The following is a 20,590-nucleotide window of genomic DNA, read 5'->3' on the forward strand; positions in this document are numbered from 1 at the left end:
GGCCGTTGGCGACGACGGTGTAGTCCTTCGGGGCGGTGATCCGGAAGGTGAACATCGCCTTGTCGGACGGATGGTCGTTGCTCGGGAAGACCAGGCAGGCATCACACCTACTCAGGCCAAACGTGGTTGCCTGGCCCTGACGCTCCTACCGTGCTCCGCCTTGCACGCCCCACACTGCGTGCGAGGCAACGGGCAGGCCGGCGGGAAGGAGGGGCACTGGACCTGAGGGCCTCAACTGACGCAGATGCACTATTGGCGTGGGCGGGCGAGGGTGACTAGCGCGAGCGTAGTCACAAGGAAAGAGGAGGAAAGGGATAGAGTTGAGTGGGACATGACTGCGTGCCGTCCGTGTTAACCGCTTTGGCCGACGGCACGCAGTCATGGGATCGATTGTCTCAATCGTCCACATACCAGATGGGCGTGCTCTCTTCGGCGTCAGCCGCCCCTTGGCTTCCGGATCTGCGCAACCAGATCCATGCGAATGTCTGCTCGTCGCCGATCTCTGTGCTCAGCTGTTCCTGGGTGATGGTGAAAGTCTTGACTCGGTGGAAGGGACTTCCATCCTGGGGTGCCCGGAAGGATTCTGTGGGGGCGTAAGCTGAAATTTGGTCGGGGCCGCCCGAATCGTGCTCCCAGATTTTCACTGAGTCATCGAACGACACTCCCCTGTCTGCGGGGTCGAAGTGCGCTGTGTACTCGACGGTGAATTTCCAGGTGTTGTCTTGTTGATGGACTACGTTGGTTATTGCCCTGTCCGTGCCGATGCTAGCCACGACAATGCCTTTCTCGTTTCCTGTTACCCCGCGCCACTTCCCCCCGTCCACTCCAGCTCAGCACTGTCAGTCCTTGGTCGCAAGTCGGGTCCCTCGTGGTTTACTTACTGTTCAATCATGAATATTGTGCAATATGGATCAGTCAATGAACTCTTCCTAGCAAATACTCAGGGCAGTTGGCGAAGCGTCATCGACCGCCCTCTGCTTAGGAATACACTGGCGCGGTGCACCTCGACTGCAATCGAACTCGCCTGCCTCACTATGCCCGAGGCTGGCAGCAGTAAGGGGGGTGGCCGGATCGGTCGAGCCTGCTGTGCCTGCGGCCCTCTTTGTCCTCGGACGATCTCGAACTCCACACACTGGCCTTCGTCCAGACTCCGGTATCCGCTGCTAGTGAAGTGCCGTGCCGAAGGTGAGACGGCACCAGCTGGATGGGTTTGATCTGCTTCATTTTTTGCTTCAGATAGACTCTGGATTCAGGTAGCAGCACTACTAAGGGAGCAGGGTCGATCTTCTGTCAAGCTCCCCCGTTACTGGTCCGAGGCTGTGACCGGTTCCGGTGAGGTTCACCGGAACCGGTCGCGCGCCTTCTACATGCAGGTTTCCCGTTTCCTGCCGCGTGATGCCACAGACGCGGCCCGCAGGGTAAGGCAGATCCGAATGGCAGTGAAGGAACTCCGTCCCCACCAGCGGGAAGCCGTTGACGCGGTGCTGAGTGCCCTCGAATTTCCTGCAAGATCCGTTGTGCCCACGCGAGGGCTCCGGACTCAGGTGATCATGGCGACCGGGTCGGGCAAGAGCCTCGTGGCCACCCGGAGCGCTGAGGAGCTCCGTGCGGGCCGCGTGCTGGTGCTCGTCCCCTCGCTGGACCTGCTCGCGCAGACCGAGGCTGCGTGGCGCGAAGGAGGCCGCACAGGCCCGATGATCGGGGTCTCGTCTCTGCGGGGCGAGGACGTGGCCTTCCCCAACACCACGGACGTGGAGGAACTGGTCGAATGGGTGCGGCCGTTCGACAAGGTCACGGTGTTCGCCACGTACGCCTCGCTTGGGCTGGGCACGCTGGAGCGCGCGCACAAGGCCGGCCTTCCGGGTTGGGACCTGATCGTGGTCGATGAGGCGCACCGGACTTCGGGTCGGCTGGGCAAGCCGTGGGCGGTCGTCCACGACAACCAGCGGATCCCGTCCCTGCGCCGCCTGTACATGACGGCCACACCCCGGCTGTGGCAGCTGGACGAGGACTCCGAGGGCGCGCCGGGCGAGCTGGTCGCGAGCATGGAGGACGACCCGGACGGCCCGTTCGGTAGCAGGGCGTACACCCTCACGCTCTCGGAGGCGATCGACCGGGGAATCTGTGCGCCGTACCAGGTGGTGTGCGTGGACATCACCGACACGCAGCTCCAGGCCGCGCAGCTCCTGGGCGCTGAGGCTCGCTCGGACGAGGTCCGTGGTGCCAGGCTCGCCGCGCTCCAGACCGCCCTGCTCAAGGCGTCCTCAGAGGAGAACTTCCGGCGCACGCTCGTCTTCCACCACGTCGTCAAGGAGGCCGAGGCGTACGCGGCCGGCCTCCCCCACGTTGCCGCGCAGCTGCACGCCGCGGACCCCGAGCTGTACCCCGAGACGATCTGGGCCAACTGGCTGTGCGGGGAGCACAAGCCCAACCACCGGCGCCGTGTGCTGGGCGAGTTCGCAGCCGGGATCGCCACGGACGGCACCGTGGTGGAGAAGGGCTTCCTGGGCTCGGTGAAGGTCCTTGGCGAGGGCGTCGACACCAAGAACTGCGACTCCGTCTACTGGGCCGACGTGCGGGGCTCCATGCCCGACCTCGTCCAGGCCGTGGGCCGCGCGCTGCGGATGCAACCCGGTGAGGGCAAGGTCGCCTCGCTCGTGGTGCCGGTCCTGCTCGGACCGGGCGAGACGGCGGACAACATGCTCACAAGCCGGGCGTTCGGCGGGTTGGCGAAGCTGCTGGAGGCACTCAGGGCGCACGACGCCCGGGTTGTGGAGCAGTTGGCGCAGCAGCAGGCCCCGAGCGCCTACAAGCCCGTCCAGAAGGCTACGCAGGGCCAGGAGAGCCGGGGCGAGGGGAACGGGTCCGGCGGTCCGTCGGCGCCCGCACGGAAGCTGCTGAAGTTCTCCACGCCGCGCGACCCGGCGCAGCTGGCCGCGTTCATCAACCTGCGGGTCCTCAACCCGGAGCACGAGCACTGGCGGCGCGGCGTAGAGGCCGCCGCCATCTACACCCGCGAACACGGCGACCTGAAGGTCCCGTTCACGTACCGCGTGCCCGCCGTCGGCGGCCAGGCGGTGAAGGCAGAGGGGTGGCCGGCCTCGCTCGCGAACTTCCCGCTGGGGCAGTGGATCGCCGACAACCGGCGCTTCTACGCGCGCGGGGACATGGACGCCGACCGCATCGCGCAGCTGGAGAAGCTGGACATGGTGTGGTCGCACTTCGACGTCGCCTGGGAAGAGGGCCTGGCCGCCGCGCGCGGGTGGGCCGAGACGAACGGGCACCTGCTCGCGCCGCTGGACGCCACCCACCAGGGCGCGAAGGTGGGCATCTGGCTGAAGAACGCCAGGGCCGCCGCCAGGAAGGCGCAGGAGATCGAGCAGCGGCGTGCCGAGGGTTTGCCGGTGAAGTCGGCAGCCGGGGCGCTGTCAGAGGAGCGACGCGAGCAACTGGAGGACATCGACCCGTCGTGGTGTCCGGCCTGGCCGGTGGAGTGGCAGCGCGCCTTCCACCTCGTCCGGCTTCACCTGGCGGCCGGCGGCGAGCTGCCGACCGAGCCGACCGCCGTCGTGCACCAGAGCCAGGACCTTGGCCGGTGGGTACGGGTGCAGCGGTTCGGCTTCGACAAGCTGAGCACCGTGCAGCAGTGGATGTGCGAGCACATCCTCGGCATCACCCCCGCGACCGAGGACGAGAAGCCGGCGCCGCACCGTACCCAGGCCGACAAGTGGGCCCTCAACTACACCGCCGCCCGGCAGTTCTACGGGCGGGAGGGACATCTCCAGGTGCCGCGCAAGCACGTGGAGACGATCATGGTCGGCGGCGACGGCGAGGACCAGGAGGAGCGGGAGCTCCGTCTCGGGGCATGGATCGGGAATCAGCGGAGCAGGGCCGCGACGCTGCCGCCCGAACGGATGGAGCAGCTGTCCACGATCGGCATGCGGTGGTCCTGATTCGGATGTGTGGTCGGGGTGTAGGGCGCGGCGGCTACGCGAGTCCTCTGTTAACGGCAGCGAACATCTGCCAGGCGGTCTGCTCGTCGGCTGTCAGGTCGCTCCAGCCGTGGTCGGTCAGCCACTGCAGGAATGCCTTGGCAAGTTTCCACTTCGAGAAGCCTGGGATTTCGGCCTTGAAGATGTCGGCGATGTGGCGCTTCTGCTGCCGATCACCCGGACCGGCGGCGCTGTTCCAGGCGGAACTGGATCGACACTGGCGTGTGGCGTCCACGCCGACCCGTTCACCACCGCGTGAAACCGCTCGGCCGGTCGGGTGCGTCCGGCCTCTCGCGGGTCCGCGCCGCCGGACGCGCCGTGAGGCGCTCACCCGTCGACGACGTGACGATCGGCGACGGCCAGCGCCTCGTCGAGAATCTCCAGGCCCTCGCGGGCTTCGCTCTCGGTCATGGTGCACGGTGGTACGACGTGCAGGCGGTTGAAGTTGGTGAACGGCCACAGGCCGCGCTTCCGGCACAGTGCCACCACCTCGTTCATCGGGGCGGATTGCGCGGCAGTCGCGGCGTAGGGCACGAGCATCTGCCGAGTAGCCCGGTTGCGGACCAGTTCCAGGCCCCAGAACACGCCGAGACCGCGCACCTCCCCCACCGCCGGATGCGCCTCGGCGAGCGAACGCAAGCCGGGGCCGAGAACATGATCACCAAGCCAGGCGGCGTGCTCGACGATGCCCTCCTCGCGCATCGCGCGGATGGTCGCCACCGCTGCCGCGCAGGCCAAGGGGTGACCGGAGTAGGTCAGGCCGCCCGGGTACGGACGGTCGTCGAACTCGGAGGCGATGCGTGCGCTGATGATCACGCCGCCGAGCGGCACGTACCCGGAATTCACTCCCTTGGCGAACGTGATCAGGTCGGGTACGACCGACCAATGGTCGACCGCGAACCACGCTCCGGTACGGCCGAAGCCACACATCACCTCATCAGCGATCATGACGACGCCGTACCTGTCGCACAGTGCTCGCACGCCGGCCAGGTATCCCGGGGGCGGTACGAGGACACCGGGCGTGCCGGCGATCGGCTCGAGCAGGATCGCGGCGATCGTCCCGGGCCCCTCCAGTTGGATGACCTGCTTGAGATGGTCCAGCGCCCGGGCACATTCCTCGGCTTCGGTGGTTGCGTGGAACGCCGACCGGTACAGGTAGGGAGCGAAGAACCGGGCCACCGCCTCCGTGCCGGAGTCGGTCGGCCACCGGCGTGGGTCGCCGGTCAGGTGCATCGTGGCGTGTGTCGCGCCGTGATAGGAGCGATAGGCCGCGAGCACCTTGGGGCGCCCGGTCACCAGACGGGCCATCCGCACGGCGTGCTCGTTCGCGTCGGCACCGCCGTTGGTGAAGAAGACCTTGTCGAGATCTCCGGGCGCATGCTCGGCGATGAGCCGGGCCGCCTCTCCACGCCGGTCGTTCGCAAAGTGCGGGGCGATGGTGCACAGGCGGGATGCCTGCTCGACGATCGCGGCCACCACCTTCGGATAGCCGTGCCCGATGTTGATGTTGACGAACTGCGAGGAGAAGTCGAGGTACCGGTTGCCGTCGTAGTCCCAGAAGTAGGAGCCGGCAGCGCCGGCGACCGGCAGCGGGTCGATGTGGCGTTGTGCGGACCAGGAGTGGAAGACGTGGGCTCGGTCGTCCGCACGGATGGCGCGGCCGCGGTCAGGGTCGTTCATCACGGTACCTCGGATCTTCTTCATGGGGCCGACGGGCGGAACGGTCATGACTGCCATCGAAGCGACACCCGGGACAGGCGCGCAGCGCGCCGACCCGCCGCTGCGGCGTGGCGCGGTCCAGGCGGAGGGGCGGGGTCAGGATCACCGGGGGCTGGTCCATCCGCCGGCTGTTCATGCGGGCCTCCCGACCGACCACGGGGTGCCGACGTCGTCGATACGCAGGAAATGGTTGATGTCGGCTGTGATGGTTTCGAGGAGGGGGGCTTCGGACTTCCTGCCGAGCCGAGCCGCATGGTGACGCCGGGTCGTAGCGGACAAGGGAAGGCTTCCGGTACGCAGATACCGGATGGCACCGCTGGCGTCGCGCGCCGGGATCACCTCGGACCGCGTGTGCACGCTGGCGCCGAACGGGATGTCGAGCCAGCCCGCGGCGAACGCCTCGGCGACGGCCCCGGCCAGGTCGCCGGCGGCGAGTACGGGTTCGATGAGCTCAGCGACCTCACGCTGCAGCCAATGGGACTCCTCGGCGACCCGGTCCTCGTCGAGACGGACGAAGTCCAGCAAGGCACCGGCACCGAGCGCGGCAGTGCGGATGCCGTGCACGTTGGCGGCGGTGTCCGGGATCCCATGGGCCTCCTGGTAGGTCTTGGTGATCACCTTGGTGGCACCCCCGAGACGGGCGGTGAGCCCGCCGTGGAAGATGAGCACGTCAGCGGCTGTGCGCGTGCGCGGGAACACCCCCATGAACTCGTGGAGAACCGGGTACACCTCGATCCCGCCGGGCAGGTACCGCTCGGCGAGGACGCGGATCGACCGCAGTGCGGCCACGTCCTGGTGGACCTCTCCGCCTTGCGGATAGGCCACCGACAGGCACCGCACCCCGGCCTGCACCGCTAGAGCCGCCTCCAGCATGGTCACCGCGAGGCTGATAGACGGCGGCACGAGTACCCCCGTGAGCGAGCCGAACAGCTCCCGGTCGATGATCACGCCCGCTGCGGCCAGCTCCCCGCACGCCACGTCGACCTGCCGCCACGCCTTGAGGGAGTGCCGCAGCGGCACGTCCTTGGAGTACGGCAGGTTGTAGCCGATGCCGCCCCCCTCGAACGAGGTGATGCCGGCGGCGAGCGCTACCGCGAACAGATCCCGGGCATCCGGCGTGCCGTGCCGCACCTCCAGGGGCATATCAACGGCGTCGACGAGTTCGCGGCCACGCCGCCAGCCATGCGCAACCAGCGGGTAGCCGTTAAGGTCGGCCGGTCTCCGCGCCAACGTCTGGGCCGCGACGCCGAACCGCTTGAGTCGGGTGTGCGAGTCGATCGTCACCGATAGCATGCCAGGCCCGGCTACGGCGAGGTCACGCAGGAGCGTGAGCATCTCGGTGTGGCCGCCGACGCCGCAGCGAGGCTGCAGGATTGGCCGGCCGACGGCGTGCGCGGCGCGCAACACTTCCACCGCCCGATGCCGGACGCCGCGCAGGCTCTCCACGACGTCGGACCAGGGCAACAGTTCCGCCGCCGTGCCCGGCTCGACCTCCAGTTCACCCCACACGCTCATCGAGGGCTCCCTGGGTTCGAGCGGAATGCAGCAGGTCGAGCAGGAGCAGCAGCTGGTTCGCGTCATCGACAAGGTGGTCGATGGCGAGTTCCCTGAGCCGCCGCCGATCGTCGTCACTCTTGCGGCTGCCGACGGACAGGTTGCCGCCGACGATCACCGGTCGGCGCAACCGGCCGGCAGCCCGCAAAGTCGGCAACTCAGCCAGGTCGGTGTGGGCATGTCCGTTCAAGGTGCCGATCAGGACGGCCTCGGCGTGAGGGTGCTCGTCGAGCGCATCGGCGAATTCACGCAGGGGCGTACACACACCGAGGTTGACGACGGTGAAACCGTGCTCGCGCAGTTGCGTCGCGATGAGATGGTTGGCCACCGCGTGAGCATCGCTCTCGGCGACTCCCAGGATCACCAGGCGTTCCACAATCGGGCCCTCCTCAGTCGTCGAAAGCCGCGAACAGTTCACGGCCCCTTATGTCGGTCAACTCGGTGGGGTCGTATTCGGCGGGATCAGCCGCGGCCAGCGAATCGAAGACGACGTTGATGGCTGGGATCAGGCCCCACACGGCCCGGTACGCGGGCCAGCCGCGATGTCCGGAGCCGATGTCGGCCTGCCGGGCGAAGATGTAGTTCGCCCAGTCCCGGCTCATCGGGTGCCGGTGGTGGAAGTCGTGGCAGACGGTGTCACCGGTGAGTACCAAGTAGCGCGACGGGAAATGCACGGTGAACATGCGCAGCCACCAGCGGGCCCATGCCCTCAGGCGGCGCGCGCCCCGCAGCTGGGATCCCGGTGCCGGTTCCCCGAGGAAGACGGCATTGGTGAGGCTGGCGAAGTACGCCCTGCTACGCCGCTCGGTCACGTCCCGTGTCGGGAACGTGTGCTTCACGCACAGCCGCAGAGTGTTGCTGATCTGGAAGAAGAGGGTCATCGGCAACACCCAGGCAACCAGGAGGAGCAGCCAACGGTCCGACCAGATCGCGGCCGTGGCGACGATCAGGTACGCACCGCCGACGGCAAAGCGTTCCCTCCAGCTCCCGGAGGCGGCGTAGGAGCGCATCCGCGCCCACAGGAACCGGGCGTGGAAAACCGGCGAGGCCAGCCTGCTGATGACAGTGCGCCACATGTGCCGGCGTGTCATGCCGGGCCGCAGCCGCAGGCCGACCAGGAACGCCTGAACGGTGGGATCGCGCAGGGTCATGTGGTGTACGGCGTGATGGTCGGCGACGTGCTCGACGGTGTAGCGGGCGAAGTGCTGCACCATGAGAAGTGCGGCGATGACCTTCCCGAGAGCGGCGTCCAAGCGGTGCCGACCGCACATGTTCCGGTGCGCGCACTGGTGGTAGATCATCATGCGCAGGTTGCGGGCCCCGTGCAGGGTCATCGCCCAGCCCGGAACCAGCAGCGTCAGCCACCAGCCGGCGAGCGTCACCGCCGTGCCGGACAGCGCCACACCGCTCAGGACCGAGCCGCCGGCGGCGACCAGATGGGCCGCGGGCGTCAGCCGCAGCGGCCGCTGGCCGGTGTAGGGCTTGCCGGTCAGGAGCGTCAGCGCCAGCGTGTGCGGCATGGCGTCGCGAATCTCGTCGTCCGAGCGACACCCTGCCGGAGCGCGCTGCACACGTGTCACCTCAGTTATGTCCATTTCCTGTCTCCGTATCTGTCGGTGTCCGGCGCTTGCCAGGACCGCGTCTCCTCGGCGGCCGCCACCGCGAGCACGTCGTCGATCACCGCGTCGAGCTGTGCCGGGGTGGTGGCCGGGTTGAGGAGCATGAGCTTGAGGAAGACCGGCGCGGTGCCGTCGGCACGGCGGACCCGGGTGCGGGCCAGCAACGCCCGCCCTTCCCCCATCAGCCGCTGCCGCAGCCGGCCGTTGAAGGCGTCCGCATCCCCGGTGCCGGGCAGGTAGCGGAAGAGGACAGTGCTCAGGACCGGCATCGCGGCCAGCTCCAGGCGCCGTTCGCCGGTGATCCGGCCGGCGGCGTAGCGGGCCAGGTCATGGCAGCCGTCCACCATCGCGGCCAGCCCGGCGCGGCCCAGCACCGCCAGCGTCGCCGCGATCTTGAAGGCGTCGACGCGGCGGGTGGCCTGCACCGAGTCCCCGTAGAGCCCGATGTAACCGGCGGCGGCGTCCTCGTCGGCGTTGAGCGTCGTGCGCTGCCCGCCCAGGTGCCGGAGCGTCTCGGCGCGGCGGACCAGGAACACACCCGACGCCGCCGGAGTCCAGCCGAACTTGTGCAGGTCCAGGGTGATGGAGTCGGCCTCGGACAGGCCGGCCAGCATGGGGCGCAACCGGGGCGAGAACAGCGCTCCGCCGCCGTACGCGGCGTCCGCGTGCAGCCAGACCCCATACCGCCGGGTCACCTCCGCGATGGCGGGCAGCTCGTCCACCCAGCCCTGGTCGGTCGCACCGGCGCATGCGACCACGGCGACCGGCAGCACGTCGCCGGGGAGTGTGGCGAGGACACGGTCCAGCACCTCGGGGGAAAGCCGGCCCAGCGGATCGGATGGCACCCTGACGATCGCGTCCTCGCCGAGCCCGACGATCCCCGCGGCACGGCCGATCGAGAAGTGAGTGACGTCGGTGCACACCACGACCGGGCGCACTCCCAGGCTGGCCATCCCGGCGGAGAACGACATGCGGCCCGCTCGCCGCTGCACGGCGTCGTCGCGCGCCAGTAGCAGCGCCATCAGGTTCGACACGCTGCCACCAGCGGTCAGGGTGCCCCCCGAGCCGGCGCCGTAGCCAGCCAGCTGCGCCAGCTCGCTCACGACGTACCGCTCGAGCTCCAGCGCGAACGGGCCGCTCTCCCAGGCGTGCAGGGACTGGTTGAGCGTGGCGGTGACTAGTTCGGCGGCGGCCGCCACTGCCGTCGGCGGGCACTGCATGCGGGCGACCGCCGCCGGGTGGGTCAGGTCGACCGACCATTCCGCATAGGCGCGCACCAGGCGCAGGAACGTGCCGGCCGCGTCCGAGGGCTGCTCGGGCATGAGCGGTCCGGCGAGCGCCGCGTGGGCAGCGGCGCGGGCGGCCTCGGGGCCGCCGGCGGCCACCGGTCCCTTCCGGCCGAGCGCGACCTCGCGCAGCACGCCGATCGCGCCGTCGACCAGCGCGCGCAGCTCGAGCAGTCCTTCGGCGCTCCCGGCCGGAGCAGGTGTGGGTGTCATGGGCGGCTGTCCTCACTGATCTGGCGGTACGGAGTGGTTCGAGACCCGGCCCTGTCACGAGGGGACCGGAATCCGGTTCCCGGGCCGGGGAGGGAGAATTCACGCTCGGAATGAAATCGGCGCCTATCTCACGGGCAGCACCTCTCAGCTGCGTGAACACTTGAATTACATGCGCCGAGCATATTGCTGTCATGTCACGGAATCCCGTGACATGACAGCACCGATCCGCCTGCTAATCGCGCGTGGACGCGACTAAATAGCAGGCGCTGAAAAAGCCGTCAATCCACGAGATTCCGTGACATGACAGGGTTCCGCCCGCCGTGGGTCACTCGTTGCGGAGAAAGTCCGGGAAATCGAAGACCGCTTGGAGCCGGCACGACTTGCCGATCCTGGCCAGCCCCCGCCTGCCACCGCCCGTCGGGAGGTCTTACCGCTAGGCCGCGGGGAAAGGCAGCGCACCGCCACTAGGGAACAGGAGACAGTTCATGCAGCCCAGCACCGCATCGGCGCCCGCTCCGCCGGAACCGTCCGGCCACGAGCGCGAACGCCCGGTGATCTTGCTCGCCGACAACCGGCCCACCGCCTTCATCGACTACGCGCTCGCCCGCGAGGACGTCGACGTCGTGCTGCTGCGTTTCGACGACCGGTTCACAGAGACCACGCCGCACTGGCCGTCGTGGGGGCGGCTGCCGCAGTGGTACCTGGAGCGCACCGCCGACATGCCGTCCTTCACCCTGCACGCGGACCGGCCGCTGCACCAGGAGGCAGCACGTTACCGGGAGTGGAACAGCACCCTGCCGGCGCCGCCGCGGTACTTCTGCAATCCGGAGGAGCACCTCCAGGAGATCGCGCACCGCTTCGCCGGGCTGGTCGGCCTCCCGCACCTGTCGGAACAGCAGGTGCGCTGGGTGCGCAACAAGGCGGACATGAAGACCAGGTTCCGCGAGCTCGGCATCGCGTGCGCCCGGTTCCGCCGCGTCCTGACCGCCCAGGAGATCGGTCGGTTCGCGGCCGAGCATGGCTGGCCCGTGGTCCTCAAGCCGGTCGACTCGTTCGCCGCCGTCGACACCTACCGAATCGACGGCCCCCCCGACCTCGACGCCCTCACCCCGCTGCCGCCGGGACGGGACTGGATGGTCGAGGAGTTCCTGACCGGGAAGGAGTACCAGCTGTGCGCCCTGGTTACCCGGGGCCGCGTCCTGGACGCCTACATCTCGTGGACCCCGCACGCGATGCTCGAGACGGTGGCCGGGACCATGAACGCGGACGTGACCCTCGGCCCCGGGCACGGCTTCCCGATGGACGTGCGAGCGGTGGTCCAGCGCCTCGTGGACGGGATGGGGATCGGCCACGGGTACCTGCACATGGAGTTCTTCCACTCCGAGGACGGCGCATTCCACATGAGCGAGGTCAGCGTCCGGCTCGCCGGTTGCGGCATTCCCACCAATCACGGGCTGGCGTATGGCTTCGACATCTTCGGCGCGACGCTCGACGTCTACCTGGACCGGGTGCCGGCGCTGGACTACACCAGGCGGCGCTGCGTGGGCGATCTGCTGCTGCCGACCAGGCCCGGCCGCGTGGTCCACGTCACGCCACTGGACAGGCTGCTCACACTCCCGGGCGTACTCTCCGGGAAGCTCCACGTCGGCGTCGGCGACCTGCTCGCGCCGCAGCGCGCCTCGAACGCCCAGTCCGGCTTCCTGCACGTCGAAGGCGCCTCCGTAGCGGAGGTGGAGCGGCGCATGCAGACCGCCCTTGCCTGCTTCGAGCTTGTGACCGTCGCGGACGGTCAAGCGGATGCGCGGTCCGCGCCGAAGGCGGCCTGACCCATGTCCCGCCCCGACCGCCCCGGCCGCGGTTTCCGCTTGCTGTGGGCCGGGCAGAGCGTGTCTCTGTTCGGCTCGCAGATCACCACGCTCGCACTGCCGCTCATCGCCGTGCTCTCCCTGCACGCCACGCCGGTCGAGGTAGGCGTCCTCGGCGCGGTGAGGTTCCTGCCCTTCGTGATGCTCGCCCTCCCGGTCGGCGTCCTGGTCGACCTGGGGCGACGCCGCTCGCTCATGATCACGGCGGACGTGGCGCGAGCAGTCCTGACCGCCGCGGTGCCGGTGCTCGGCGCACTTGGGATGCTGGGAATCACGACCCTGTACGCAGTCGCCTTCGCGCTGGGCGTGTTCCAGGTTGTCTTCGATGCTGCGTGCCAGTCCTTCGTGCCGGACCTCGTGCGCGGACGCGAGCTGGTCGGCGCGAACCAGCGATTGATGAGCAGTCAGTCCGCGGCAGACGCCGGAGGACCCGGCATCGCCGGTGTGGCGGTCCAGTTCCTGAACGTGGGCGGGGCGCTGATCCTGGACGCGGTCTCGTTCCTGGTGTCCGCCTGCTGCCTGTCCTTCATCCGGGACCGGGAATCCCCCACCGCCGCACGGCTCCCCGGGACCCGCCCGGGCACCGGCCTGCTCGCGCAGATAGGAGAAGGGGTACGTGCGGTCCTCGGCAGGGGCGACCTGCGCGTGCTCGCGGGACTGGCCGCCGTGTTCAACCTGCTCGAGCAGGGACTCATGGTGGTCTTTCTGGTCTACGCCGTTCAGGACCTGCACCTCGGCCCCGGCATGCTCGGGCTGGTGCTCTCCGCGGCGGGAGCCGGAGCGCTGGCCGGCGCCGTGTCCGCCAAGGCCGTGGCGGCTCGCCTCGGAGTCGGCCGCACGCTGGTGGTCAGCACGCTGATCGACTGCGTCGCCTACCTCCTGGTGCCGCTCGCCGCTGGACCCCGGCCGCTCCTCGTGCTGATCCTGATGACCAGTTTCGGCCTGGCCGGCCTGTCGACGGCGGTGTTCAGCGTGCAATCGGTCACGCTGCGCCAGGCCGTGACGCCGCAGCGGCTCCAAGGACGGGTGAACGCGAGCTTCCTGCTGGCGGTCTACGGCCCAATCCCGATCGGCGCGCTGCTGGGCGGCGTGCTCGGCCAGCAGCTCGGATTGCGCCCGGCGCTCTTCGTGCTCATGGCCGGATTCCTCTGCGGACCGGTGTGGGTACTCCGATCCGAGCTGCGGGCCGTCCACGGGATCCCGGACCGTGCCGGCGAGCCGGATCGGATCCGGGCGGACGCCCCCGGGAGGGTCTACGCGGGGGGCGGGGGGTGGGCCGAGGCGCCCGCCGCGGAACTCGTCGAAGCCTTGCCGGAGGAGGAGCCATGCCGCTCATCCAGATCGAGCTGAAGTCGAGCATCCTCCAGGTCGCTCCGGAGGAGTGGGGGTCCTTGGAGCGGGGCGAGAGCTTCTACCAGAGCCATTCGTGGCTGCTGTGGGCCGAGGAGGATCCCGCCGTCCGGCCGGTGTATGTCCTGGCGCGCGAGCCAGGGGGCCTGATCCTCGGCGCGGTGTCGGCCTATGTGTGGTCCGGAGCGCTCGATTCCCGGAGCTGCTGGTACGACCCGCTCCGGCTCTTCGTCGCTCCGGGCGCCTCGGCGGACAAGCGCAGGCCCGCCTGGTTCCCGCTCCTGCTCATCGGATCACGGGCCGGATACCACAGCGACCTGTTCACCGCCGCTGGCCTCGACGGCGCCACGAGGGAGGCGGTGGCCAGGGCCCTCCTGCGAACCTGCCACGAGCTCGCCCGGGAAGCGGGCGCCCAGAGCATGGCGCTAATGTACGCGTCGGAGGAGACCGCCCGGCTGGCGCACCGGTGCGCCAGGGGCGCCACATCGCCGATCCCCACCTCGGCAGAGGCAGTCATCCCGGCCGGACCGCACGACTTCGGCGGGTATCTGAGCCGGTTCCGGCGCAAGCGGCGCAACACCATCGTGCGGGAGATCGAAGCGTTCCGCGCCGGCGGCTCCACAGTGCGCGAAGCGCGGCTGGCCGACTGCTGTGATCAAGTCGGCCCGCTCATGGCCGAGCTCCAACGGAAGTACGGCCATGCGGACGGCGATGCCGAGATGACCGCGCACCTGAAATCCCAGGCATCCGCCATGAACGACATCAGCAGGGTGTTCCTGGAAGTCAGGGACGGCGAGGTAGTCGGGTTCGTCCTCTGCTACCAGTGGGAAAGGACGCTCCAGGTCCGGGCCGCCGGGTTCAACTACCGGGCATCGGCGCCGTTCGCCTACTTCAATCTGGCGTACTACCAGCCCATGCGGTACGCGCTGGATCACGGGCTGCACGCGATCAACCTCGGTGTGGGCGCCTACCAGGTCAAGGTGAGCCGCGGTGCGAGGCTGGAGCCGCTGTGGTCAGTGGTCTGGCCGCCGCAGGACGGAAACGCGGAATGGTTCCGGGCCGCATGCCGACCGCCGGAGGAGGCCATCGAGGCGAGACTCCTCGGCGCGTTCTCACCTTCCGCGTTCCCGGATGCCGCTCAGCCCGGCGGCAGCGGCCAGTAAGTAGGCGGCGGATCGGGCCCGGTGCGCCAAGGACACTGGCTTGTCAAACTTGCCGCTGCACGATTTCGCACACAATCAGAGCCTTGAGGAATATTCATCCAGGTGGTCGAGAAGACGAACAGCCCGCGGACGGCGTCGCAGTAGCTGACATAGGGGCGGCGGTAGTCGGTGTGGAGGATGCGCCAGTTTTTGAAGTGCGCGACGAGCTTTGGTCCAGTACAAAGTTCCGCGATCCGCCACCGCTACGGCAGATCCTCCAGCTTGTTGGGCATCAGAAGTTGTTCAGCAGCGCCGTGATGTCGGCGGCTGCCAGACGCCGGTCCTGCACAAGCCGGTTGGAGAGGATCTCTACCTGCGGCCGCCAGAGCCTGGCTGCCGCCCGGGCTCGATTGCACTGGTGGGGCCAGTTCCACGGCTGCGGATCAGGACCGGGCGGGCCGTAGTCCAGGAGTGGCCATCCGTAGTCCCGAAGCGACTCAGCGACGGCTCGAGCGTGTCCTTGGTCGTCAAGCCCTCCGACCTCGATTGCCCACTGCTCCGCATCGGTCAGCGGACCCAGGTCTTCGGCCCACAGCAGCTCAGCCTGCACACCAGCCGCGAGCATCCGCAGGGTGTCCTCAGCAGAGGCGATCCCCAGGTGCACGCCTTGGTTCCGTCCGCGCGCCTTCGGCGCCTCGCATGTCCCGCACGGCGGAAGCACAACGATCTCCAGCGGGGTGGCAGGGATCCCGGCGTAGAAGGCCGCCACAGCGTGCCCGGCCTCATGGGCAGCCGTGCTGATCACTGCCTGCTCCTCGGAGCACCTGCGCAGTCCCGCGACGCAGCATTCGACGTTCGGTGCTGGAACGCTGGTGAACCCCACGTAGTCGGCACCACCCATTGAGATGCTGATGGGGTAGCCGTGAGCACCCTCGGTAGCAGCCACTGCCGTCCTTCCAGAGTGGTGTCGCCCTCTGGGAACTGGACTTTAGTACTCCAGCAGTACTTCTCCATTTTGGCTGGTCAGGGGTCTGGGAGTGGGGAGTTTAGTGGTGTGCTGGTGGAGGTGGGACGGTCTTTGCCGGGGTGTCGCCCCAACGGGTGGCCGCGCCGCATGTAATGACAGCGGCGGGCTTGTGCTTGATGGCGGCGGCGCCAGTGTGACCACGTCATGATGTGACGGGGGTCGACGGGACGATGGCGGGGTCCAGTTGCCAGTAGACGGCGAATCTCGGCTGGTGTGAGGTCCACGAGGTCGGGCGTGTCCCGTTCGACGCCCCCTTTTGCCGTTCATGGCCGGCCATCACTGCCAGGTAGGCGTGCGCGAGCATGGCGAGAGTGATGTGCCGGTACCAGCCGACATAACGGCGGACTTCGTAGTGGTCCAGGCCGCATTCATTCTTCGCGCTCTGGAAGCACTCCTCGATCTTCCAGCGGCATCCTGCGACGCGGACCAGGTCGGCGATGGTCGCCTCCAGCGGGGCGTGGGCGAGGTAGTAGGCGATGTCGTCGGGCTTGGTGATGCTGCGGCGGGCCAGCACCCAGCGCCGACTGGTGGGCATGTTGCCGTCGGACTCACACGCTGAGGGCAGGTGGGCGGCGGCCCAGTCGTAGTAACGCTCGCCTTTCGCGCCATGTCCGGCGGACAGTCGTTGCCAGGCTTCGGGCGGTGCTTGGCTGAAGAGGTGATCGATGCGTGGGCCGCCGGCCGGCTGGGATTTGGGCACGGCCACGACGTAGGAGAGGCAGGCGGCTTCGAGGAAGTGGCGGAAGTGGGAGTCCTGTCCGTAGGCGGCATCGGCGGTGACCCAGGCGATGGGAAGCGGTGAGGCGAGGGCTCGTGCGATCACGGTCCGGGCCAGCTCACCTTTGGTGGCGAAGGTTCGCTCGTCGGGGATCTTCGCTGCCCGGCAGCGGTCGCGGTCGTCCGTCCAGGACTTGGGCAGATAGAGCTCCCGGTCGACCAGGGCATGGCCGCGGGTGGTGGCGTAGGCGGCGAAAACGCCGATCTGGCAATTCTCGGTGCGGCCGGGGGCCTGTGTCTGAATAACTGTCAGAGTTGATCTGTGCAGGTGTTGTCGCGTGATGGTAGGTGGGCCTGCAGTTGGGTGAGGGTGCGGGCCGGAGTTCCGGGCAGTGGAGTGACCGTGACGCGGTGCAGGTCCAGGAGCCGGTGGCCGTCTTGGAACTGGTTGGACAGATTGGTGCGGGTGACGTTCAGGAGCTGAGCCAGAAGTGTGCTGGTGGCAGCTCTGCGGCGGCGTAACAGGGCGGTCAGCAGACAGTGGTAGTGGTCAAGGCTGCTGGTCTGCGGGTGGAGGTAGCTGCGTGGTCGGTGGAAGCGTCGTTGGAATGCAGCCTCGGCCAGGGCGTCCCAGTACGGTTCCGAAATGGCGACCAGGCGGTCGAAGTCGGAACGTGACATGCCGGTGAGGGCCGGGTCGTTGAGCATCGCGGTCAAGGCCGGATCGATCTGCCGGCGGCTCGGCGCCTGCTTGGGCATCCGGGGTGCGACCGGTGCCAGGATGTAGTTCCAGTCGCCGTGGAAGGCGTGGGGTGTGATCGGCAGGGCATGGAACTCGGTGGCTGTGACGGTACTGCCCAGGCCATATCGGCCGGTATCGAGTTCGGCTCCGAGCTTGAGCCCGGTGCGAGTGGTCGTGGCGGCGATTGTCTCGATGACGGTCTCGTAGCTGGTCAGGGGTCTGCCACGCCAGTTCGCAGTGATGTGGCAGAACATTCGGTGCTCAATCTTGTTCCACTTCGATGTTCCGGGTCAATGCCGTTGCTTGAGCTCATCAATCAGTGCGTGACAATGGAGCAGAGTGGTCGTTGGGCCTGGCATGCATCCTTGGGTGGGGTTGTCTGATCATGTGCGGCTGGGAGTGGTGACCCGGTGGGTGACTCCGGAGTTGGTCGCCGAGGTGCTTAACAGGTGCGGGGTCCGGGACAAGAAGCCTGGCGCGCTGCCCGCCGGGTTCATGGTCTATTTCACCCTTGCGTTGGCGCTGTTCCAGCAGGACTCCTATGACGATGTGGCTGAGCAACTGGTGGGCGACGTTGCAGAGTTGAGTGCGAGTATTCCGAACAAGTCGTCGTTCACGCGGGCACGCAGACGTCTGGGGCCGCTGGTGTTGGAGGCCGTGTTCCGGGAGCTGTCCGGCCCGTTGGCGTCGGTCGGATTGGAGGGCTCCTTCTACCGCGGGATGCGGCTGGCCGCAGTGGACGGGTTCGTGCTGGACGCGCCGGACACGGAGGTGAACCGGGTCGCGTTCGGCGGGCCGACCAAGAACGGCCAGTCGGCGGGGTTCCCGCAGGTGAGGGTGGTGACGCTGACCGAGTGTGGCACCCGCGCGCAGATCGACGCGGCGGTGGGCGGCTTCAGCGGCGGTGAACCGGAGCTGGCGATCAAGACGGCGGGATCGGCGGCCGGGATGCTGGTCATCATGGACCGCGGCTTTCCCGGGGTGGCACTGTGGAAGGCCTACACCGGCACAGGGGCCCACCTGCTGATCCGGGCCCGTTCGAGCGTTGCCGCACGTCCGGTCAGGCAGCTACCGGATGGGAGCTACCTGGGGCGGATGAGCCTGGCCGGCCAACGGGCCTCGCATCCGGGCGGTGTGACCGTGCGGGTGATCGAGTACCAGGTCGACGGCGGCGAGGTGATCAGGCTGCTGACCGACCTGACCGATGTCCAGGCCTACCCCGCCGCGGAGCTGGCGGCCCTGTATCACGAGCGCTGGGAGGCGGAGTCGGCATTCCGGCAGATCAAGACCTTCCAGCGCGGGCCGGCCGAAGTCCTGCGCTCGGGGGATCCAGATTTGGTGCGGCAGGAGGTCTGGGCGCACCTGGTAGTGCACCACTGCCTCACGCGGGTCATCATGTCCCTGGCCGACGACAACGGCATCGATCCGGACCGGGTCTCGTTCGTCAAAGTCCTCAAGCACACACGCCGCAGCGTGGTCCGCCAGTGCGCGGACACACCCAAGAAGATCAAGAAGTTCCTGGCCGTACTCGCGGCGAAGGTGCACCGGAAACTCGACAACGGCGCCCGGCGCCTGCGCGAGGCGGACCGGCACCTCAAGCGGCCGGACTCGAAGTACTCCTCGAAGCTCTCCTACCGGATCAACACCCGGGACAGGCAGCCGACACGGCGCGTCGCTCCCAAGGTCATCACGCTGCACGCCAGGATAGTTCACTGACTCAAGCAACGGCATTGTGTTCCGGGTGGGAAGTGGCAGACGGTGATCTCGAGTCCGCTTTCCAGAGCGAAGGCGGCGAGGTGCTTCTTCCATGTCCAGCGGCGGGGGTCGTTGGAGCCGCCGCAGTCGGCGGTGATCAGCAGCCGGCCGGCGTCCGGGTGGTCGTCCCGTCCGCGCTGCTGCCACCAGCGGCGGATGGACTGCACGGCGAACTCAGCCGTGTCGTGGTCGGTGCCGACGTTGACCCATCCGGTGTTGCGGGCGATGTCGTAGACCCCGTACGGGATGACCACGGGCTGATCGTTGGTGATGAACGTGTGGCAGTCGACTCGAATGGGGCTCTTGCCCGGACGCCAGGTGCGGCCGGGCCGGTCGCGGTTGCCCAGCCACTCCTTGGCCTTCGTGTCGACGCTGATCACCGGTTGGCTGTCTGCGAGGAATGCGGTGGCGGTGGCGTTGATGTGCGTGAACTGGGCATCCCGGTCCGGATGGCTGGCGCCTTCCGTGGATTTGGCGGTGCCCTGCAGGCTGTATCCCGCAGCATGCAGCAGGCGTCCGACGGTCGCGGCGCTGACGGGGTGCCCCTGAGAGGTCAGCGCCGAGGCCAGGGATCGCAACGAGAGCGTGGTCCAGCGCAACGGCGAGACCGGATCACCCCGGGTTGTCGGCTCGATCAGCGTTTCAAGGGCGGGCAGCAGCCCGGGGTCGGTGATCGTCACCGGCTTACGGCCGGCTCCTGGAGCCCTGATCCGCCCGGTCGGCAACGGGTGCCCGGACAGCTCGGCGATCCCACGCCTGATCGTGCTCGCACTGATGCCAGAGGCTGCCGCCACCAAGGCGATCCCGCCATGACCCAGCGCGGCGGCTTCGCTGGCCAGATAGATCCGACGGCGCCGTTCATCGAGGTGGGGAAGGAACTGATCGAACTTCGCCCTCAAAGCCACAACCGAAGCCCGAGCGGCCGCACGCGCAGTCACACCTCATTGTCCCGCCAACACCCGCTCACCGAGCAGTAATTGAAATACAGGCCCCCGCGGTGCCGGAGTACTGGCGCTGTACCCCGGCGGATACGGTGCCCTTCTTGACGAAGCCGGTGTCGTCAATGATCAGCACGCCGTCGTCGGCGCCGAGGTGTTCGGCGACATAGGTCTGCAGGTCGTCACGGATCTCATCCGCGTTCCAGCAGGTGCGGGACAGCAGCCGCTGCAGGCTGTCGGGCGTGGCATGGCCGACGTACTCGGCGATCTGCCAGCCATTCTTGCGGCCGACCGGGCCAAGCAGGCCATGGATGTAGTCGCGCACCAGGCGCCGGGGCTCCACACGCGTGAAGCGGCTCCCGATCCGCAGGGTCAGCTTGTTGAACTCTTCGTCCCACACGTCGGTTTGTGCTTGCTCGATCACATCGGCGAACTGCCCGAGCCTTGTCATTCCATGCGGCGCGGCCACCCGTTGGGGCGACACCCCGGCAAAGACCGTCCCACCTCCACCAACACGCCACTAAACTCCCCACTCCCAGACCCCTGACCAGCCAAAATGGAGAAGTACTGCTGGAGTACTAAGGCGTGTCTCTTTGATGGGCTGAGAAGCTGTGTCTGAGCCTCGCATGACAAGTTGAGTGGTACTTCGGTGCAGGCCATAGGCCTATCGA

General features: G+C 68.1%; 14 protein-coding genes and 5 pseudogenes. 5 read left to right on the forward strand and 14 right to left on the reverse strand.

Annotated features, from left to right (window positions below; translation table 11 throughout):
- The 3 genes and pseudogenes from ABZ471_RS36980 to ABZ471_RS36990 all read right to left on the reverse strand — a co-directional run.
- Positions 1–112: pseudogene (locus ABZ471_RS36980) on the reverse strand (hypothetical protein); the annotation flags it as partial.
- Positions 113–395: 283 nt separating this feature from the next.
- Entirely contained in the window at positions 396–773 is a 378-nt protein-coding gene (locus ABZ471_RS36985) for a hypothetical protein (protein WP_359072820.1), read from the reverse strand.
- Between the two features lie 314 nt (positions 774–1,087).
- A pseudogene (locus tag ABZ471_RS36990) lies at positions 1,088–1,174 on the reverse strand (cold shock domain-containing protein); the annotation flags it as partial.
- A 259-nt stretch (positions 1,175–1,433) separates the two neighbouring features.
- On the opposite strand from ABZ471_RS36990, the gene ABZ471_RS36995 reads away from it, so the two are divergent.
- Entirely contained in the window at positions 1,434–3,953 is a 2,520-nt protein-coding gene (locus ABZ471_RS36995) for a Helicase associated domain protein (protein ID WP_359072822.1), read from the forward strand.
- A gap of 34 nt (positions 3,954–3,987) precedes the next feature.
- Here the strand turns inward: ABZ471_RS36995 and ABZ471_RS37000 are convergent, their stop codons facing one another.
- The 6 genes from ABZ471_RS37000 to ABZ471_RS37025 all read right to left on the reverse strand — a co-directional run bounded on the left by ABZ471_RS37000 (position 3,988) and on the right by ABZ471_RS37025 (position 10,383).
- Complete coding sequence (locus ABZ471_RS37000) at positions 3,988–4,227, reverse strand: hypothetical protein (RefSeq protein ID WP_359072823.1); 240 nt, start codon at positions 4,225–4,227, stop codon at positions 3,988–3,990.
- Between the two features lie 92 nt (positions 4,228–4,319).
- Positions 4,320–5,672: an aspartate aminotransferase family protein gene (locus ABZ471_RS37005; protein WP_359072861.1), complete on the reverse strand. Its 1,353-nt coding sequence runs from the start codon at positions 5,670–5,672 to the stop codon at positions 4,320–4,322.
- A gap of 171 nt (positions 5,673–5,843) precedes the next feature.
- A complete protein-coding gene (locus ABZ471_RS37010) occupies positions 5,844–7,226 on the reverse strand; it encodes a methylaspartate mutase (RefSeq protein WP_359072825.1) in 1,383 nt (460 codons plus the stop codon).
- Complete coding sequence (locus tag ABZ471_RS37015) at positions 7,210–7,641, reverse strand: cobalamin-dependent protein (RefSeq protein WP_359072827.1); 432 nt, start codon at positions 7,639–7,641, stop codon at positions 7,210–7,212. Before ABZ471_RS37015 ends, ABZ471_RS37010 begins: the two co-directional genes overlap by 17 nt.
- Positions 7,642–7,654: 13 nt before the next feature.
- Positions 7,655–8,785, reverse strand: a complete 1,131-nt coding sequence (locus tag ABZ471_RS37020; RefSeq protein ID WP_359072829.1) for a fatty acid desaturase — start codon at positions 8,783–8,785, stop codon at positions 7,655–7,657.
- A 65-nt stretch (positions 8,786–8,850) separates the two neighbouring features.
- Positions 8,851–10,383 (reverse strand): pyridoxal-dependent decarboxylase, encoded by a 1,533-nt coding sequence (locus tag ABZ471_RS37025; RefSeq protein ID WP_359072831.1) that lies wholly within the window; start codon positions 10,381–10,383, stop codon positions 8,851–8,853.
- A gap of 485 nt (positions 10,384–10,868) precedes the next feature.
- Here ABZ471_RS37025 and ABZ471_RS37030 point away from each other — a divergent pair, with 485 nt between their 5' ends.
- The 3 genes from ABZ471_RS37030 to ABZ471_RS37040 are packed head-to-tail and all read left to right on the forward strand — an operon-like array spanning position 10,869 to position 14,761.
- Positions 10,869–12,209, forward strand: a complete 1,341-nt coding sequence (locus ABZ471_RS37030; protein WP_359072832.1) for an ATP-dependent carboxylate-amine ligase — start codon at positions 10,869–10,871, stop codon at positions 12,207–12,209.
- 3 nt (positions 12,210–12,212) lie between these two features.
- Positions 12,213–13,598 (forward strand): MFS transporter, encoded by a 1,386-nt coding sequence (locus ABZ471_RS37035; RefSeq protein ID WP_359072833.1) that lies wholly within the window; start codon positions 12,213–12,215, stop codon positions 13,596–13,598.
- Positions 13,574–14,761, forward strand: a complete 1,188-nt coding sequence (locus tag ABZ471_RS37040; protein WP_359072834.1) for a GNAT family N-acetyltransferase — start codon at positions 13,574–13,576, stop codon at positions 14,759–14,761. Before ABZ471_RS37035 ends, ABZ471_RS37040 begins: the two co-directional genes overlap by 25 nt.
- 271 nt (positions 14,762–15,032) lie before the next feature.
- Here ABZ471_RS37040 and ABZ471_RS37045 read toward each other — a convergent pair whose 3' ends face one another.
- The 3 genes and pseudogenes from ABZ471_RS37045 to ABZ471_RS37055 all read right to left on the reverse strand — a co-directional run.
- Complete coding sequence (locus ABZ471_RS37045; protein ID WP_359072835.1) at positions 15,033–15,545, reverse strand: hypothetical protein; 513 nt, start codon at positions 15,543–15,545, stop codon at positions 15,033–15,035.
- 364 nt (positions 15,546–15,909) lie between these two features.
- Positions 15,910–16,827 (reverse strand): IS701 family transposase, encoded by a 918-nt coding sequence (locus tag ABZ471_RS37050; RefSeq protein WP_359072862.1) that lies wholly within the window; start codon positions 16,825–16,827, stop codon positions 15,910–15,912.
- 66 nt (positions 16,828–16,893) lie between these two features.
- Positions 16,894–17,516, reverse strand: a pseudogene (locus ABZ471_RS37055) (ISAzo13 family transposase); the annotation flags it as partial.
- A gap of 67 nt (positions 17,517–17,583) precedes the next feature.
- Between ABZ471_RS37055 and ABZ471_RS37060 the strand changes: the two are divergent.
- Positions 17,584–18,942, forward strand: a complete 1,359-nt coding sequence (locus ABZ471_RS37060) for an IS4 family transposase (RefSeq protein ID WP_359072837.1) — start codon at positions 17,584–17,586, stop codon at positions 18,940–18,942.
- Between the two features lie 17 nt (positions 18,943–18,959).
- Here ABZ471_RS37060 and ABZ471_RS37065 read toward each other — a convergent pair.
- Both ABZ471_RS37065 and ABZ471_RS37070 read right to left on the reverse strand, forming a co-directional pair.
- A pseudogene (locus tag ABZ471_RS37065) lies at positions 18,960–19,919 on the reverse strand (ISAzo13 family transposase); the annotation flags it as partial.
- Between the two features lie 52 nt (positions 19,920–19,971).
- Positions 19,972–20,370, reverse strand: a pseudogene (locus ABZ471_RS37070) (transposase); the annotation flags it as partial.
- Between the last annotated feature and the right edge of the window lie 220 nt (positions 20,371–20,590).

Origin of the sequence: Streptomyces sp. NPDC005728 (genome assembly GCF_040630895.1) — a bacterium.
Lineage (GTDB): Bacteria > Actinomycetota > Actinomycetes > Streptomycetales > Streptomycetaceae > Streptomyces.

Bases quoted from the DNA above. Each gene is read 5' to 3' on its own strand.
- ABZ471_RS36995 (WP_359072822.1), top strand. From the start codon at position 1,434: ATGGCAGTGAAGGAACTCCGTCCCCACCAGCGGGAAGCCGTTGACGCG.
- ABZ471_RS37005 (WP_359072861.1), bottom strand. From the start codon at position 5,672: ATGAACGACCCTGACCGCGGCCGCGCCATCCGTGCGGACGACCGAGCC.
- ABZ471_RS37010 (WP_359072825.1), bottom strand. From the start codon at position 7,226: ATGAGCGTGTGGGGTGAACTGGAGGTCGAGCCGGGCACGGCGGCGGAA.
- ABZ471_RS37020 (WP_359072829.1), bottom strand. From the start codon at position 8,785: ATGCCGCACACGCTGGCGCTGACGCTCCTGACCGGCAAGCCCTACACC.
- ABZ471_RS37025 (WP_359072831.1), bottom strand. From the start codon at position 10,383: ATGACACCCACACCTGCTCCGGCCGGGAGCGCCGAAGGACTGCTCGAG.
- ABZ471_RS37030 (WP_359072832.1), top strand. From the start codon at position 10,869: ATGCAGCCCAGCACCGCATCGGCGCCCGCTCCGCCGGAACCGTCCGGC.
- ABZ471_RS37035 (WP_359072833.1), top strand. From the start codon at position 12,213: ATGTCCCGCCCCGACCGCCCCGGCCGCGGTTTCCGCTTGCTGTGGGCC.
- ABZ471_RS37040 (WP_359072834.1), top strand. From the start codon at position 13,574: ATGCCGCTCATCCAGATCGAGCTGAAGTCGAGCATCCTCCAGGTCGCT.
- ABZ471_RS37060 (WP_359072837.1), top strand. From the start codon at position 17,584: ATGCATCCTTGGGTGGGGTTGTCTGATCATGTGCGGCTGGGAGTGGTG.